This is a genomic window from Microbulbifer magnicolonia (assembly GCF_035117725.1).
In the GTDB taxonomy this organism is placed as follows: Bacteria; Pseudomonadota; Gammaproteobacteria; order Pseudomonadales; family Cellvibrionaceae; genus Microbulbifer; species Microbulbifer magnicolonia.
Genome location: NZ_JAYEFD010000001.1, coordinates 1,237,344 through 1,253,933, shown reverse-complemented (window position 1 = coordinate 1,253,933; position 16,590 = coordinate 1,237,344). Strand labels below are relative to the sequence as shown.

Annotated in this window: 13 protein-coding genes; 10 read left to right on the top strand and 3 right to left on the bottom strand. The window is 61.9% G+C overall.

The features are described from left to right. Nucleotides 1-135 precede the first annotated feature (135 nt). From dapC to map, 3 genes are all read right to left on the bottom strand, one after another. A complete protein-coding gene (gene dapC, locus RRF64_RS05535) occupies nt 136-1,320 on the bottom strand; it encodes a succinyldiaminopimelate transaminase (RefSeq protein ID WP_323844823.1) in 1,185 nt (394 codons plus the stop codon). Between the two features lie 44 nt (nt 1,321-1,364). Beyond that, on the bottom strand, nt 1,365-4,103 hold the full coding sequence (locus tag RRF64_RS05530; protein WP_323844822.1) for a [protein-PII] uridylyltransferase: 2,739 nt from the start codon (nt 4,101-4,103) through the stop codon (nt 1,365-1,367). A 425-nt stretch (nt 4,104-4,528) separates the two neighbouring features. Next, nucleotides 4,529-5,299, bottom strand: a complete 771-nt coding sequence (gene map, locus RRF64_RS05525; protein ID WP_323844821.1) for a type I methionyl aminopeptidase — start codon at nt 5,297-5,299, stop codon at nt 4,529-4,531. A 318-nt stretch (nt 5,300-5,617) separates the two neighbouring features. Between map and rpsB the strand changes: the two genes are divergently transcribed. From rpsB to RRF64_RS05475, 10 genes are all read left to right on the top strand, one after another. Continuing rightward, entirely contained in the window at nt 5,618-6,367 is a 750-nt protein-coding gene (rpsB, locus tag RRF64_RS05520) for a 30S ribosomal protein S2 (protein WP_323844820.1), read from the top strand. 139 nt (nt 6,368-6,506) lie between these two features. Continuing rightward, on the top strand, nt 6,507-7,370 hold the full coding sequence (gene tsf, locus RRF64_RS05515; RefSeq protein ID WP_323844819.1) for a translation elongation factor Ts: 864 nt from the start codon (nt 6,507-6,509) through the stop codon (nt 7,368-7,370). Nucleotides 7,371-7,524: 154 nt separating this feature from the next. Further along, the gene (gene pyrH / locus RRF64_RS05510) at nt 7,525-8,262 is read left to right on the top strand and encodes a UMP kinase (RefSeq protein ID WP_323844818.1); all 738 of its coding nucleotides are present in this window, start codon (nt 7,525-7,527) and stop codon (nt 8,260-8,262) included. After that, nucleotides 8,259-8,816: a ribosome recycling factor gene (gene frr, locus RRF64_RS05505; protein WP_323844817.1), complete on the top strand. Its 558-nt coding sequence runs from the start codon at nt 8,259-8,261 to the stop codon at nt 8,814-8,816. The genes pyrH and frr overlap by 4 nt, the downstream gene beginning before the upstream one ends. Beyond that, nucleotides 8,816-9,580 (top strand): polyprenyl diphosphate synthase, encoded by a 765-nt coding sequence (gene uppS, locus RRF64_RS05500; protein WP_323844816.1) that lies wholly within the window; start codon nt 8,816-8,818, stop codon nt 9,578-9,580. Before frr ends, uppS begins: the two co-directional genes overlap by 1 nt. Before the next feature lie 133 nt (nt 9,581-9,713). Next, nucleotides 9,714-10,559 (top strand): phosphatidate cytidylyltransferase, encoded by an 846-nt coding sequence (locus RRF64_RS05495; protein WP_323844815.1) that lies wholly within the window; start codon nt 9,714-9,716, stop codon nt 10,557-10,559. Between the two features lie 73 nt (nt 10,560-10,632). Further along, nucleotides 10,633-11,820, top strand: coding sequence for a 1-deoxy-D-xylulose-5-phosphate reductoisomerase (gene ispC / locus RRF64_RS05490; RefSeq protein WP_323844814.1), 1,188 nt, complete (start codon nt 10,633-10,635; stop codon nt 11,818-11,820). A gap of 61 nt (nt 11,821-11,881) precedes the next feature. Continuing rightward, on the top strand, nt 11,882-13,237 hold the full coding sequence (gene rseP / locus RRF64_RS05485; protein WP_323845599.1) for an RIP metalloprotease RseP: 1,356 nt from the start codon (nt 11,882-11,884) through the stop codon (nt 13,235-13,237). A gap of 211 nt (nt 13,238-13,448) precedes the next feature. Next, nucleotides 13,449-16,004 carry an outer membrane protein assembly factor BamA gene (bamA, locus tag RRF64_RS05480; RefSeq protein WP_323844813.1) on the top strand — a complete coding sequence of 852 codons (2,556 nt, stop codon included), beginning with the start codon at nt 13,449-13,451 and terminating at the stop codon, nt 16,002-16,004. Between the two features lie 68 nt (nt 16,005-16,072). Beyond that, a complete protein-coding gene (locus RRF64_RS05475; protein WP_323844812.1) occupies nt 16,073-16,588 on the top strand; it encodes an OmpH/Skp family outer membrane protein in 516 nt (171 codons plus the stop codon). Nucleotides 16,589-16,590 lie beyond the last annotated feature (2 nt).

Genomic DNA, 16,590 nt, shown 5'->3' with positions numbered 1-16,590 from the left:
CCATCCCTGGCGCTCACCCGACGGGCGCCTTCGGCGTTCAAATTTGCTCCCGGCAAATTTGTCGCGGCCATGGGCCGCTCCTACAAAGCGCATTTCGCCACCTGTAGGAGCGGCCCATGGCCGCGACAGGTGCGTCTACTGGCAAAATTCTTTGATGCGCTGCGCCGCCTCGATGCATTCCTCCAGCGTCGCCACCAGCGCCATGCGCACATAATCGCGGCCGGGATTGATGCCACCGGCCTCGCGGGCGAGGAAGGCGCCGGGGAGCACCGTTACGTTCTGCTGGCGGAACAGCTCGCGGGCGAAGTCCTCGCCGCTGCGCTCTCTGTTACCTACCCGTGGCCATAAGTAGAAGCTCGCCTGCGGCTGCTGTACCTCCAGGCAGCCGTCGAGAATTTCGAGTACCGCCGCGAATTTCTCTTTGTAAAGCGCGCGATTATGCCGTACGTGCTGCTCGTCCTGCCAGGCGGCGATGGAGGCGTACTGGCTCGGCAGCGGCATGGCGCAGCCGTGGTAGGTGCGGTAGAGCAGGAATTTTTCCAGTATCCGGGCGTCGCCGGCGACGAAGCCGGAGCGCAGGCCGGGCAGGTTGGAGCGCTTCGAGAGGCTGTGAAATACCACGCAGCGGCGGAAGTCTTTGCGACCCAATTGTTCGCAAACCTGCAGCAGCCCGATCGGCGGCTGGCCTTCGTCGAAGTAGAGTTCCGAGTAGCACTCGTCGGAGGCGATGGTGAAATCGTAGCGGTCCGCGAGTTCGATCAGCGCACGCAGATCATCCGCGTCGAGCAGCGCCCCGGTGGGATTGCCCGGCGTGCAGATGTAGAGCAGCTCGCAGTCGCGCCACACCTGTTCCGGAATCGCGGCGAAGTCCGGCTTGAAACCGGTCGCGGCACTGCAGTTGACGAAGTGCGGGGTGGCGCCGGCGAGCAGCGCGGCACCCTCGTAGATCTGATAAAAGGGGTTCGGCATCAGCACATTGCTGCCCGGCGACACCGCCGCCTGGGCGAAAGCGAAGAGGGCTTCGCGGGTGCCGTTGACCGGCAGTATCTGGGTGTCGGCGCAGACATGTTCCAGCTGAAAACGCTGCTGCAGCCAGATGGCGATGGCTTCGCGCAGTTGGTCTATGCCCTTGGTGGCCGGGTAGACCGAGAGCTTGTCGAGGTTGTCGATCAGCTCGTCGCGTACAAAATGTGGCGGCGCGTGTTTGGGTTCGCCGATGGACAGGGCGATATGGGGTTTGTCCGCCGGCGTGAGCCCCTGTTTCAGCGCCGCCAGTTTGGCGAAGGGGTAGGGCTGCAACTGGTCCAGATTCGGGTTCATAGGCTTTGTTCTTGTTGCTCGTGCGACTGGCTGTTCTCAGGTTATCAGGACCGCTGCTGTTTGACCTGGTGGGCGTCCAGCTCGCGGCAGATGGCCTCTTCCAGCTGGCGGTTGGCAGTCTCGTCCAGCAGCGGTCGCCCGGCGGCATCCGTAATGTGGAATATATCTTCGACCCTTTCGCCGAGGGTGGAGATCTTGGCGTTGTACAGGCGCAGGTCGTGGGCGATGAAGATGCGCGCGATACGCGCCAGCAGCCCCGGCCTGTCCGCACTGGTGATCTCCAGGGTGCTGTAGTGATCGCCGGGTTCGGTGGACAGGTGGGCGCGGCTTTTCAGCTCGAACATCTTCAGTCGCCTGGGGGTTCTGCGCTGGATGATCTTCGAGTAGTCCTCGACCAGCGCCAGCTCCCGCTGCAGGGTGTTGCGAATCTGCTCCAGGCGGTGGGGCTCGTCCAGCAGCGGCTGGCCGGATTCGTCCAGCACGTAGAAGGTGTCCAGTGTGTAGCCGGCGGCGGAGCTGTACAGGCGCGCGTCGTGGATGTTCAGGTTGAGCATGTCGAGGCCGGTGACCACTGCGGCAAAGACGTTCGCCCTGTCCGGGGTGTAGACGAATACCTCGGTGGCGCCGTCGTGCTCGCCGGGGCCCGAGTTGCGGGTCAGCACCAGGGTGTCCTTCTGCTCGCCCTTTTCGCTGGCGCACTGCAGCTGGTGAATCGCGGCGGTGTGCCAGGTGATATTGTCGGCGCTCTCGCGCACGAAATAGTCCTCGCCCATCTGCGCCCAGATGTCCTCCACCGAGGCCACCGGCAGGCCCATGGCGCGGAGCATATTGCGGGCCTGGCTGCGGGTCTCCTCGATGATCTCCTCCCGGTCGATCGGGTTTTCGAGGCCGCGGCGCAGGGCGCGCTGGGTGGACTGATAGAGCTGGCGCATCAGGCTGGCGCGCCAGCTGTTCCACAGCTCCGGGTTGGTGGCGTTGATGTCGGCCACCGTGAGCGCGTAGAGATAGTCCAGATGCTCGCGGTCGCCGACTTCGCGGGCGAAATCGTGCACCACTTCCGGGTCGGTGATGTCCTGTTTCTGCGACACCTGGCTCATCAGCAGGTGCTTCTCCACCAGCCAGCACACCAGGCGCCGGTCGCGGGCGGGCAGATGGTGGCGGCGGCAGAAGGCGTCAGCATCGACGACGCCCAGTTTGGAGTGATCGCCGCCGCGCCCCTTGGCGATGTCGTGGTAGAGGCCGGCGATGTAGAGCAGTTCCGGGCTGCGCAGGCGGGAGAGGATTTCCGCGGCGATGGGGAATTTCTGCCAGGCCTCGGGGCTGCGGAAACTGCGCATATTGCGCACCACCTGCAAGGTGTGGGCATCCACCGTATAGATATGGAACAGGTCGTGCTGCATCTGGCCGGTCACCTGGCCGAACTCCGGCAGGTAGCGCCCCAGAATGCCGTAGCGGGTCATGCGCGACAGCTGGGTAGAGAGGCCCCGGCGCGAACGCAGCAGCTGCATGAAAAGCTCGGCATTGCGCGCGTCAGAGCGAAAGCGGTCGTCGATCAGGTGGCGGTGTTCGCGGATCAGGCGGATGGTGGCGGCGCGCACGCCCTCGATCTCCGGGTTTTCCGCCATCAGCACGAAGATTTCCAGCAGCGCCGATGGCTGTTCGGTAAAGATGCGGGTCTGGGTGACCTCGATGGTGTTGTCGCGCAGCTGGAAGCGCTCGTTGATCGGGGTGACCGTCTGGCGCTTGCCGCGCTGCAGTATGGCCTCGTCCAGGAACTGCAGCAGTACATCGTTCAGTTCGCGCAGCGCCATCACGATGCGGTAGTAGTTGTGCATGAACTGCTCGACGGCGAGCTGGGTGCCGCTGTCCGTGTAGCCGAACTGCTTCGCCAGCTCGCGCTGGTAGTCGAACAGCAGCCGCTCCTCGGCGCGACCGGCCAGCAGGTGCAGGCCGTAGCGCACGCGCCAGAGGAAATCCTCGCCGGATTGCAGGATGGCGAACTCCTCCTCGGTGAAAAAGCCCTTGCCCTGCAGTTGTTTGAGCGTGCGCACCTGGAAGTAGCGCTTGGCCACCCAGCCGATGGTCTGGATATCGCGCAGGCCGCCGGGGGCGTTCTTGATATTGGGCTCGAGGATGTATTCGGCTGCCTGCTGCTTGTTGTGGCGCTCACGCTGTTCGGCGTACTTGGCGGCGAAGAATTCATCCGCGGGCCACAGTTTGTCCGGCGTCATTTTCACCGCGAGCCGCTCGCGCAGGCTGTCGTCGCCGACGACGGTGCGGCACTCCATCAGGTTGGTGGCCACGGTGATGTCTTCGGCGGCCAGCTCCTGGCAGTGATCGATGGAGCGCACCGAATGGCCGATATCCAGGCCCAGGTCCCAGAGGAAGGCGACCAGGCGCTCGATATTGTCGATGGTGTCCGGGGCCCTGCCGCTCCCGGTATTGGTGCCGTCGGTGAGTATCAGCAGGTCGATATCCGAGTGGGGGTGCAGCTCGCCGCGTCCGTAGCCGCCCACCGCCAGCAGGCTGATGCCCCCGGGCCAGTCATACTGGTGCCAGGCGTAGTGGAGCAGGCAGTCGACGAACAGGGCGCGTTCGTGCACCAGGGTGCGCACGTCCTCGCCCTCGCGGAAGCGCTCCGCCATCTGGCTGTCGGCACCGCCGACGGCATCCTTGAAGATCTCCAGCGCCGGCTTGGCGCCCTCGGCCAGGGCCTTGCGGAAGCGGGTCTGGTCGAAGAAGAACAGGGGGCGTTCGAAGTAGGGGATTTTGGCCGGCTGCATCTTGTGTCCGTTAGGGCTGATAGTGGTGCCTGTAAGTGCGTTCCTGGCGGCCCTGCTGCCGGTGGCCGTTTACTGGACGCGCCGTAAATACGTCCCTGTAGGCTTGGCGGCCGGGTCCCTCCGGCCGACAGTCCCGCAAACGGCCACCGGCAGCAGAGCCTTCGCATTTAATTTCTGTTTTCTTCCGAGCTTGGTGGACGATGCACGAAAATTCGACGCGAAGGCCCTGCTTGCCGGGAATGGGTGTAGGGACTGTCTGCGAGAGGGGCCTCGCAGACAAGCGCCCATGGATGGGTTCACGGCGTGTCCCGGAACCCATTCCCGGTAGCAGGGCCGCCACAGTGCCTGCTGCGGAGTACTCCGAACCCAGAGTCATCACAGAACTCCGGTGTCGGTACAATAAATTACCTTAACGGACCTTCAGCCTAAAAATTCTCTTCGCTGCGCGCCGTCAGCACTTCCACCCCGTCGCTAGTCACCGCCATGGTGTGCTCCCACTGGGCGGACAGGCGGCGGTCCTTGGTGATCGCGGTCCAGCCGTCGCCGAGCACGCGGGTGGCGGCCTTACCGGCGTTGATCATCGGCTCGATGGTGAAGGTCATGCCTTCCTTCAATACGTCGCCGGTGCCGGGCCTGCCGTAGTGGAGTACCTGCGGATCCTCGTGGAATACGTCGCCGATGCCGTGGCCGCAGAAGTCGCGCACCACTGAGTAGTAGTTCTTCTCGGCGTGCTGTTGGATCACGTGGCCGATATCGCCGAGGGTCGTGCCCGGGCGCACGATTTCTATGGCCTTGTACAGGCACTCCTGGGTCACCTTCACCAGGCGCTCGGCGTGGGGCGCCGGCTCGCCGACGAAGTACATCTTGCTGGTGTCGCCGTACCAGCCGTCTTTGATCACGGTGACATCGATATTGATGATGTCGCCCTTCTTCAGGATCTTGTTCTCCGACGGAATACCGTGGCAGACCACCTCGTTGACCGAGGTGCAGATGGATTTGGGGAAGCCGCGGTAGCCGAGGCAGGCCGGGATGGCCTTCTGCACGTTGACTATATGGTCGTGGCAGCGCTGGTCCAACTCCTCGGTGGAGACGCCGGGAACCACATATTCGCCTATCATTTCCAGTACCTCCGCGGCCATACGGCCCGCGATGCGCATCTTGGCGATCTGTTCTGGTGTCTTGATGGCTGAACTCATGCGTGTCCCTGGCTTGGATGGTCGGGTGAAAGCGGGCGCGGCCCGCAAAGGCGCGCTATTGTAGCTGATTATGCATGGTTAGTGGTCGGTGATCAGTGGCGCGTGGCCGGGACTTGCCCATTGCCCGCTTGTCGCCAACCACTGGCCACTGGCCGCTGCTTGTGGTATAAAGCGCGCCGCTTCGGGCTGCTCCCGGAGCCTAATCAAAGCCGCACACGCATCGACACATGTGTCTGGGTGCCTCGTCTCTTTACCAAGAGCTGGGGTTGATACATGGGATGTGTGGAGGACTAACCCGTACAATTAGAGGTTTTACTTATGCCGCAAGTCAGCATGCGCGATATGCTGCAGGCTGGTGTCCATTTCGGTCACCAGACCCGCTACTGGAACCCGAAGATGGGTCAATTCATCTTTGGCGCCCGCAACAAGATTCACATCATCAACCTGGAGCACACTGTACCGGCCTTCAATGAGTCCCTGCAGGTGATCAAGGGGATGGCCGCTCAGAAGAAGAAGATTCTGTTCGTCGGCACCAAGCGCGCCGCACAGAAATCCATCCAGGAGCAGGCCGAGCGTGCAGGTCAGCCCTTCGTCAGCAACCGCTGGCTGGGCGGTATGCTCACCAACTACAAGACCATCCGCGCTTCCATCAAGCGCCTGCGCGACCTGGAGACCCAGTCCCAGGACGGCACCTTCGACAAGCTGACCAAGAAAGAGGCGCTGATGCGCACTCGCACCATGGAGAAGCTCGAGCGCTCCATCGGTGGTATCAAGAATATGGGTGGCCTGCCGGACGCGCTGTTCGTGATCGACGTGGAGCACGAGCGCATCGCGATCCAGGAAGCCAACAAGCTGGGTATCCCGGTGATCGGCGTGGTCGATACCAACAGCGATCCGGCCGGCGTTGACTACGTGATTCCGGGCAATGACGACGCTATCCGCGCGATCAAGCTGTACACCACCGCAGTGGCAGACGCCGTGATTGCCGGTGCCTCCGAAGCCGGTGGCAGCGCGGTCAAGAACGAGTACGTCGAGGCCAGCGACGACGAAGCCGCTGCTGACTCCTGATAAACCGAGTCGCACAGTGGTTTAACAGAGGACCAGTGGTGTAACACAGAGTCGTTACACTCCTGCGAACTCGAAAAGGGGCCCCACGATCGGCCCCTTTTTTCTAATTTTCTAGTGACAGAACTCCGAGGATTGAATCATGGCGATTACCGCGTCTATGGTAAAAGAACTGCGCGAGCGCACCGGCCTGCCGATGATGGAGTGCAAGAAAGCACTGACCGAGGCGGACGGCGATATCGAAAAAGCGATTGAAGATCTGCGCAAGGCCTCCGGCCTGAAAGCGGCGAAAAAAGCCGGCCGCACCGCCGCTGACGGCATCGTTGCCGCGAAAGTGGCTGAAGACGGCAGCTACGGTGTGCTGGTAGAAGTCAACTCCGAGACCGACTTTGTTGCCCGCGACGACAACTTCCAGGCTTTTGTGGCCAAGGTCGTGGACAAGGCCTTCACCGACCGCCAGCAGGACGTTGCCGCGCTGATGGAAGGCGAGCTGGAGTCCGCTCGCGAAGCGCTGGTGCAGAAGATCGGCGAGAACATCGGCGTGCGTCGCGTACAGCTGGTAGAGGCGCCGGTGGTTGGTGCCTACGTGCACTCCAACAGCCGCATCGCCGTGCTGGTCGCGCTGAGCGGCGGCGAAATGGAACTGGCCAAAGATGTGGCCATGCACGTAGCCGCGGTGAACCCGCAGGTGAACAAGCCGGAAGATATGTCGGCTGAAGTGCTGGAGAAGGAAAAGGAAATCATCAAGGCGCAGCCGGATATGGAAGGCAAGCCCGCCGAGATCGTCGAGAAGATGATGGGTGGCCGTATCAACAAGTTCCTGAAGGAAAACAGCCTGGTGGAGCAGCCGTTCGTCAAGAACCCGGACGTGACCGTTGGCAAACTGGTCAAGGATAACGGTGCCGACGTGGTTTCCTTTGTCCGCTTTGAAGTGGGCGAAGGTATCGAGAAGGAAGAGGTGGATTTCGCCGCGGAAGTTGCCGCGCAGGTCAAATCCTCTTCCTGATCACCTATAGCCGGGTGCCCGCGGGCGCCCGTTCACAGCGGGGTGCTTCCGGTGGGCTCGGCAGGGCTGCAGCGGGGCACCCCTCTGTGTAAATGACCGAAATTGTTGTAATGTTCGGCGTCAAACCCCGCCAGTGCTATATGAGGATCAATGGATGCCCGGTGTTAAAGATCGCAAGTACAAGCGAATCCTGTTAAAGCTCAGTGGCGAGGAGCTGATGGGCGACCAGGGCTTCGGCATAAGCCCCAAGGTGCTGGACAAGATGGCGCTGGAGATCGGTCAGCTGGTGGGTATCGGGGTGCAGGTTGGTCTGGTGGTTGGCGGCGGCAACCTGTTTCGCGGCGCCGCGCTGAATGCGGCGGGTCTCGACCGCGTTACCGGCGACCATATGGGGATGCTGGCTACCGTGATGAATGCGCTGGCCCTGCGCGACGCACTGGAGCGCTCCAATATTTCCTCCCGCGTGATGTCCGCGATCCAGATGAGCGGTATCGTCGACCACTACGATCGCCGCGCGGCCATTCGCCACCTGGAGCGGGGCGAGGTGCTGATTTTTGCCGCTGGTACCGGCAACCCCTTCTTTACGACCGACTCTGCCGCCTGTCTGCGCGGGATTGAAATCGACGCCGAGCTGGTACTGAAGGCCACCAAGGTGGACGGCGTCTATTCTGCCGACCCGGTACTCGACCCGACGGCGACCCGCTACGACCAGCTGACCTATGACGAGGTGCTGGACAAAAAGCTCGGGGTAATGGATTTAACCGCAATCTGCCTGTGCCGCGAGCACAACATGCCCGTGCGGGTATTTCGCATGGACAAGGCCGGCGCGCTGCTCAATATTGTCGTGGGCGGCGAAGAGGGCACGCTAATTGAAGAGGAAGTGAAACAGTGATTGAAGACATCAAAAAAGACGCTAAAACGCGCATGAGCAAAGCGCTCGATGCGCTGGGCAGCAACTTCAATAAGATCCGCACCGGTCGCGCGCACCCGAGCATCCTCGACGGCATCCATATCTCCTATTACGGTTCTGATACGCCGCTGTCGCAGGTGGCCAATGTCACGGTGGAAGACGCGCGCACCCTGGCCGTCACACCGTGGGAAAAGAATCTGGTGCCGGATATAGAGAAGGCCATCATGAAGTCCGATCTCGGCCTGAATCCGAGCACTGCCGGTTCCGTGATTCGCATCCCGATGCCGATGCTGACCGAGGAAACCCGCAAGAATTTTATCCGCCAGGCCAGGGGCGAAGCGGAGACCGCGCGGGTCTCCATCCGCAATATCCGTCGCGATGCGCTGGCGGAAATTAAAGCCCTGGAGAAGGACAAGCAGATCTCCGAGGACGACGAGCGCCGTGCGGGCGACGATATTCAGAAGATCACCGACCAGTATGTTGCCGAAGTCGACAAGGCGCTGGCAGCGAAAGAAAAAGATCTGATGGAAATCTGATGAGCGCCGGTGGTACCGAGTTGAGCGCTCCCGGCCCGCGCCACAATCCCCGCCATGTTGCCATCATCATGGATGGCAACGGGCGCTGGGCTGCCCGTCGCGGTTTGCCCCCCTCCGCCGGCCATAAGGCCGGCGTCGAGCGCATTCGCGATCTGATCGAAGCATGCAGGGATCGCGGCGTCGAGGCGCTCACACTGTTCGCATTTTCCAGTGAAAACTGGCAGCGCCCGCCCAAGGAGGTGGAGCTGCTGATGAGCCTGTTCCACTCCTACCTGCGCAAGGAGGCCCAGCGCATGCGGGAAGAGGGGGTGCGTCTGCGGGTTATCGGCCGCAGAGACCGCTTCTCTCCGCGGCTGCAGCGCGCCATTGTCGAAGCGGAAGAAATCACCCGGGAAGGGGCGGGCGGCAATCTGGTAATCGCCGCTGACTACGGCGGTCAGTGGGATATCGCCCAGGCCGCACGGGCGCTGGCCGAAGAGGTCGCGGCTGGCTTGCGCTCGCCCGAGTCCATTACCGAGCAGGCGCTCGGCGACCATATGCAGCTGGCGGATCTGCCGCCGGTGGACCTGCTGATCCGCACCAGCGGCGAACAGCGCATCAGCAACTTTATTTTGTGGCAGGCCGCCTACAGCGAATTCTACTTCACGGATACGCTGTGGCCCGATTTTGGCGAGAGCGCGCTGGATGCGGCTATCGCGGCCTACCGCCAGCGCGACCGCCGCTTCGGTGGCCGCAATGAGGGTGGAATCGCGGCGCAGGCCTGATTGTCGCGCCGTTAGCACGGCGCAGCGCGCGATCGCCATCGCGGAAAAATTTTCCGGAACAACAATATCTTGTACCCTTGATCCGCCCGCGAGAGGCAGAAAAGGGTATGGAACCAGATAAAAGGGTTTTACGGTGCTAAAACAAAGAATAATTACTGCGCTGGTATTGGTGGCTCTGTTTCTCGGGGCGCTGTTTCTGCTTCCCATTCAGTGGTTTTCCCTGGTCACCGTAGCGGTCATCCTGCTCGGTGGCTGGGAGTGGGCGAACCTGTCCAATCTCAATCGCGCCCTGCGCTTCGTGTTTCTCGCCGCCCTCGGCGCCGCGCTGATCGGTACAGCCCAATATGTTTTCGCGATGGATTTCGCCGCGCCCGACACCGATCGCGCGCGCCAGATACTGGCGGTGGCTTGCGGCTGGTGGGCGCTGGCCTTCCTGTGGGTGCAGAGCTATCCGGCCAGCGCCATGCTGTGGGGCAACCGCTGGGCGCGGGGACTCATCGGGTTGGTGGTGCTGGTGCCTGCGTGGCTGTCGATGGTGATTCTGCGCGGTCAGGAGCACGGCGCCTGGCTGGTGCTGTTTGTGGTCGCGGTGGTGGTGGCCGCGGACGTGGGTGCCTATTTTGTCGGCCGCAAGTACGGCAAGCACAAACTGGCGCGGGAAGTTAGCCCGGGCAAGTCCTGGGAGGGCTTCTTCGGTGGCCTCGGCGCCTGCCTGATCCTGGCCCTGGGCGTTTCCCTGCTGCTTGAGCTGCCCCTCAAAAATACACTGCTCTTTTCCTTCGGAATCCTGGTGACGGCCCTGGCGTCGGTGATTGGCGACCTGGTTGAGAGCATGTTCAAGCGCCACCGCGGCATCAAGGACAGCAGTCATATGCTGCCGGGCCACGGCGGCATACTGGATCGGCTGGACAGCCTCTCGGCCGCGCTGCCGGTGTTTACCATGGCCGCGCTGGCCAGTGAACTGCCGAAGTACCTGTAACTGCGAATCTCCGCGCGATACCCGCAACAGGGGGTCGGCCGAGACCGAGGCCCGAGAGGTATAACACGAGCCTATGCAATCCATGCAACAGCAATCCGTCACTGTCCTCGGTTCCACCGGGTCCATCGGCGTCAGCACGCTCGACGTGCTGGCGCGGCACCCGCAGCGCTACTCCATATACGCCCTGACCGCGCGCGAGCGCATTGCCGAGCTGGCGCAGCAGTGCCGCCGCTTTGCGCCGAAATTTGCGGTAGTGGCGAGCGAGAGTAAGGCCGCGGAACTGCGCGAATTGCTCGCCGGTGGCGATTTGTCCACCGAGATCCTCTGGGGCGTCGAAGGTCTCTGCCAGGTGGCGTCCGATGCGGCTGTGGACACGGTGATGGCAGCCATCGTCGGCGCCGCCGGGCTGCGCCCGACACTGGCGGCGGTGGCGGCGGGCAAAAAAGTGCTGCTCGCCAACAAAGAGGCACTCGTCATGGCGGGGCCCGTTTTCCAGCGGGCGCTGGCCGTCAGCGGCGCACAATTGCTGCCGATCGACAGTGAGCACAATGCGATATTCCAGTGCCTGCCGCAGCCCTGCGCAAGCCTCGAGAGTGCGGGGGTCGAAAAGATCCTGCTGACCGGTTCCGGGGGACCCTTCCGCGCCCGCGCAGTGAGCGAGCTGCACCGGGTCACCCCGGACGAGGCCTGCGCCCACCCCAACTGGTCCATGGGGCGCAAGATCTCGGTGGATTCCGCCACCATGATGAATAAGGGGCTCGAGTTCATCGAGGCCTGCCTGCTGTTCAATGCGCGCCCAGAGCAGATCGAGGTGGTGGTGCATCCGCAGAGCATCGTGCACTCGATGGTGCAGTACAGGGACGGCTCGCTGCTGGCCCAGATGGGCAATCCGGATATGCGCACGCCGATCGCCCACGCGCTGGCATTCCCCGAACGCATCGACAGCGGTGTGGCGGGGCTGGACCTGATCGCCCAGGGGCGGCTGGACTTCGAGGCGCCGGATGTGCAGCGTTTCCCCTGCCTGCGCCTGGCGCGGGAGGCCATGGACGCCGGCGGCAGTGCGCCGACCGTGCTGAATGCCGCCAATGAGGTGGCGGTGGAGGCCTTTTTACAGGGGCGGCTGGCGTTTACTAGCATTGCCGCAGTCATTGAGCGGGTGGTGAAAAGCGCGCAGGCGGTTGAACTGACCGGGCTGGACGCAGTCGAAACTGCGGATCGGAACGCGCGGCAGCTGGCGCAGCGGGTGCTGGGTGCACTCTAGCCGCCGCAGAGATCGTACAATGGCCGGCATATTTCGCAACGGCAAGAATTTGTAATTGAGTATGGATTTTGTACAGACGGTAATCTGGGCCCTGGTCGCCCTCGGCGTGCTGGTGTCATTCCACGAGTTTGGCCACTTCCTGGTCGCGCGCCTGTGCGGGGTCAAGGTGCTGCGCTTCTCGGTGGGCTTTGGCCGCCGCCTGCTGTCCCGCTATGACCGACACGGTACCGAGTTCACGATTTCCGCGATCCCTCTCGGCGGTTACGTCAAGATGCTGGACGAGCGCGAGGGCGCGGTGCCGCAGGATCAGTTGCACCAGGCGTTCAACCGCAAAAGCGTCTGGGCGCGAATCGCTATTGCCGCCGCGGGGCCGGTGGCGAATTTCCTGCTGGCGATCGTGCTGTTCTGGTTCGTGTTCATGGGCGGTACCGCGGGGCCGGTACCCATCGTCGAGTCGGTGGAGCCCGGCAGTATTGCCGCGCGCGCCGGCCTGGAAGCCGGGCAGGAAATTATTGCCATCGACGGCGAGGAGACGCCAACCTGGCAGGCGCTGAACTGGCAGCTGGCGAACCGGCTCGGCGACACCGGCTCGATCGAGTTCTCCGTACGCTATCCGGATTCCGAGCTCGAATACCACATGGTGGCCGATATCGATCGCTGGCTGGCCGGTCAGGAAGTGCCTGATCCGCTGGCGGAGGTCGGTCTGGAGCTGTGGACGCCGTCGATTACCATGACCCTGGCGCAGGTGACGCCAGACAGTGCCGCGGACAGGGGCGGGCTGCGGGCCGGGGATGAAATCCTCGCGACCGATGGCAACGCATTCGATGGCTGGGACAGCTGGACCCAGTATGTGCGCGCCCGCGCGGGTGAGGAGCTGCGCATAGAGGTGATTCGGGATGGCGAGCGGCTGCTGGTACCGGTGACTCCGGAAGCCGTGACGCTGGACAACGGTGAGCGCATCGGCCGCCTTGGGGTCATGCCGGTGGTCGAGACCTGGCCGGAAGAGCGAGTGCGCACTTACCACTTCGGGGTTGCCGGCGCACTGTCCAAGGGGCTGCAGGAGACCTGGGACAAGACCCTGTTCACCCTCAACAGCCTGAAAAAACTGGTACTCGGCCAGCTCTCCACCAAGAACTTGAGCGGCCCTATCACCATTGCTAAAGTGGCCGGCACTTCGGCCGAGGCCGGCTGGCAGTCGTTCCTGTCACTGCTGGCGCTGCTCAGTATCAGTCTCGGAGTGCTCAACCTGCTGCCGATCCCCGTCCTCGACGGGGGCCACCTGCTCTATTACGGCATCGAGGCGGTGAAAGGCTCGCCGGTTTCGGAGAGGGTGCAGATGATCGGACTGCAGGTGGGTATGGCGCTGGTGCTGGGTATCATGGGCCTGGCCCTGTATAACGACATATTGCGTTTATAGCGCGGCGAAGCCGCCAGCAAATTCCCCTCTCCCGCTTGCGGGACAAATCGGTAGGACAGCCGATTTGAACGCCCGGAGGGGCGCCCGCGAAGCGGGCGAGCACCAGGGATGGCGGGAGTTTGTGGTGCCCCGCAGGGGCGGGAGAGGGCAGCCTCAGGTTACCTCCCAACTAGTTGGAATTGCGAATAAAAGAACCTGGAACAGACAGTAGATGAATCATTTCCTGAAAGCGGCCTCTCTGGGCCTGGCTCTGCCATTGACTGCCATTGCCCAGTCATTCGTGGTCAACGATATCCGCGTCGAAGGGCTGCAGCGGGTTTCCGCCGGAACCGTGTTTGCGGCACTGCCGGTGCGCGTGGGTGACCAGATCGAGAGCCTGGAGATTCAGAGCGCCACCCGCGCGCTGTTCCGCACCGGTTACTTTCAGGATATTCAGATAGGTCGCGAGAACGGTGTGCTGGTTATCACCGTGCGCGAACGGCCGGCCATCTCCAAAATTGAAATCACCGGCAACAAGGCCATCAAGACCGAAGACCTGTTGAAGGGGATGGAGGAAAACGGCCTCGCGGAAGGGCAGATCTTCAAGCGCGCCACGCTCGAGGGCCTGGCTCAGGAGCTGCAGCGCCAGTACGTTGCCCAGGGCCGCTACGGCGCCAGCGTCAAGACCGAAGTGAATGAGCTGCCGCGCAACCAGGTGGAGTTGAAGGTTGTCGTGGATGAGGGCTCCGTCGCCGCGATCAAGCATATCAATATTGTCGGCAACAAGGCTTTCTCCGACGAGGAACTGGGGGAGATCTTCGAGCTGCAGACCACCGGCTGGCTGTCCTGGCTCAGAAGCGACGACAAGTATTCCCGCGAAAAGCTGACCGGCGACCTGGAACGTCTCGAATCCTACTACCTGGACCGCGGCTATCTGGAGTTCAAGATTGACTCCACCCAGGTATCCCTGAGCCCCGACAAGCAGAGCGTATTCATCACCGTCAACGTCACCGAAGGCGACGTCTACACGGTGAGTGAAGTGGATCTGGCCGGCGACCCGGTGGTGCCGGAAGAGGAGATCAAGCGCCTGTTGCTGGTGCGCGAGGGCCAGACCTTTTCCCAGGTGCTGATGACCACCACCTCCGACTACATCACCAAGCGACTCGGCAACGAGGGTTACACTTTTGCCGAGGTCAACGGCATGCCGGAGCCGAACGAGGAAGACAAGACCGTAAAGGTCACCTTCTTTATCGATCCGGGCAAGCGCGCCTATGTGCGCCGCATCAATTTCCGCGGCAATACCCGCACCGCCGATGAGGTGCTGCGCCGCGAGATGCGCCAGATGGAATCTGCCTCCGCATCCTCGGCGCGCATTGAGCAGTCCAAGGTGCGGCTGGAGCGCCTCGGTTATTTCAAGGAGGTGGAAGTTGAAACCACCGAAGTGCCGGGCACGTCCGACCAGATCGACGTCGAGTACACGGTGGAGGAGCAGCCGTCCGGAACCATCGGGGGCACCGTGGGTTATGCCCAGAACAGCGGCCTGGTGCTCGGTGCCAACGTGCAGGAAAACAACTGGCTGGGCACCGGTAAGTCCGTCGGCTTTGCCGTGAATACGTCCAAATACCAGACGGTGGCCAACTTCTCCTACACTGATCCCTACTTTACGCCGGACGGCGTGAGCCGCGGCTTCAATGTGTTCTACCAGGCACGCGATTATTCCGAGATCGGTGTAGCCAGCTACACCACCGATACCTACGGCGCCGGCCTCAGCTTTGGCTACCCGATATCGGAAATCTCCCGCGTGGGTCTGAATCTCGGTTTCAGTAACCTGTCCATTCAGACCGGCTCTTATGCCGTGCAGGAAATCAAGGCCAGCCCTGTGCCTATCGAGGGCATCGATGCAACTGTAACGCTGGCGGAGTCCGAAGACATTCGGGCGGCCCTTGCCGAGGGGGAGGCGCTGGACCTGGCCATGCCTCTGGATAACAGCCTGCTCAACACCAATTTTGATGGCTTTATCGACCAGAACGGCGATGACTTCAATATCTTCAACCTGACCACTTCCTATGCGCGCTCCACGCTGAACCGCGGCATCCTCGCCACCCGCGGGACTTCCCAGCGGCTGTCGTTTGAGTTCGCGCTGCCGGGGGGTGACCTGGAGTACTACAAGTTCATCTATACCGGCCAGTATTTCCGCCCGCTGACCAAGGACCTGACCCTGCGCTTGCGCACGCGCCTCGGCTACGGTGACAGCTACGGCGATACCAGTGACATGCCGTTCTTCGAGAACTTCTATGCCGGCGGTTTCGGCTCGGTGCGCGGCTTCGAGCGCAATACCCTCGGTCCCCGCTCGACGCCGGCCGCATTCTATCAGCCGCTTCCCTGTGCCACCGATGGCGAATCGTTTACCGAGACCTGTTACCAGATAGACCCGACGACCGGCCAGCTGGTGACGGAGTCATTCGACAACGATCCGGATCCGTTCGGCGGCAACATCCTGGTAGAGGGCAGTGCGGAAATTATCTTCCCGATTCCCTTCGTGAAGGACCAGCGTTCGATGCAGTCCGCCTTCTTCATCGATGCGGGTAACGTATTCGATACCAACTGTGGTATTTCACAGCTCAACTGCTACGATATCGATTTTGATCAAATCAATGTTTCTGCGGGTGTCGGTCTGACCTGGATCACCGGTTTCGGCCCACTGACCTTCAGTTTGGCCAAGGCGCTGCAGAAAAATGATGACGATGAAGTGGAAGTCTTCCAGTTCTCACTGGGGAACAGTTTCTAGGGCCGGCTACGAGATCATTTAGCGTGAATCAGCCGCGAAATAAAATAAAGCAAAATGGAGAATCCGACGTGCTTAAAAGTGTAAAAATTGCCGCAGTCCTGCTCGCTGGGATCATGCTTTCCGGTACCGCGCTGGCGCAGACCAAGGTGGCGGTATTCAATCTGCAGGCTGCCATCATGAGCACCGAGATCGCCAAGTCCAAAGTCAACGCGCTGAAAACCAGCTCCGAATACGCCAAGTTGCAGAGTGGTGCGGAATCCATCCGCGCCGAAGTGCAGAAGATGGTGGAAGATGCGCAGAAGAACGGCGTAACCTGGTCCGATGAACAGAAGGCCGAGCACCAGCGCAAAATGAACTTCAAACGCTCGGACTTCGAGAGCACCGTGCAGAAGCTGCGCGCAATGGAAGCTCAGGTGGGGCAGGAGATTCAGAAGACTATGCTGCCGAAGGCCAAGACCGCACTGGAAGCCGTTATCAAGGAGCGGCAGCTGGATCTGGTGCTGGACGCGAACACCGCAATCCACGCCGATCCGAAGACCGACTTGACCCCCGAAGTGGTCAAGCGCATGAACGCCGCCAAGTAAAT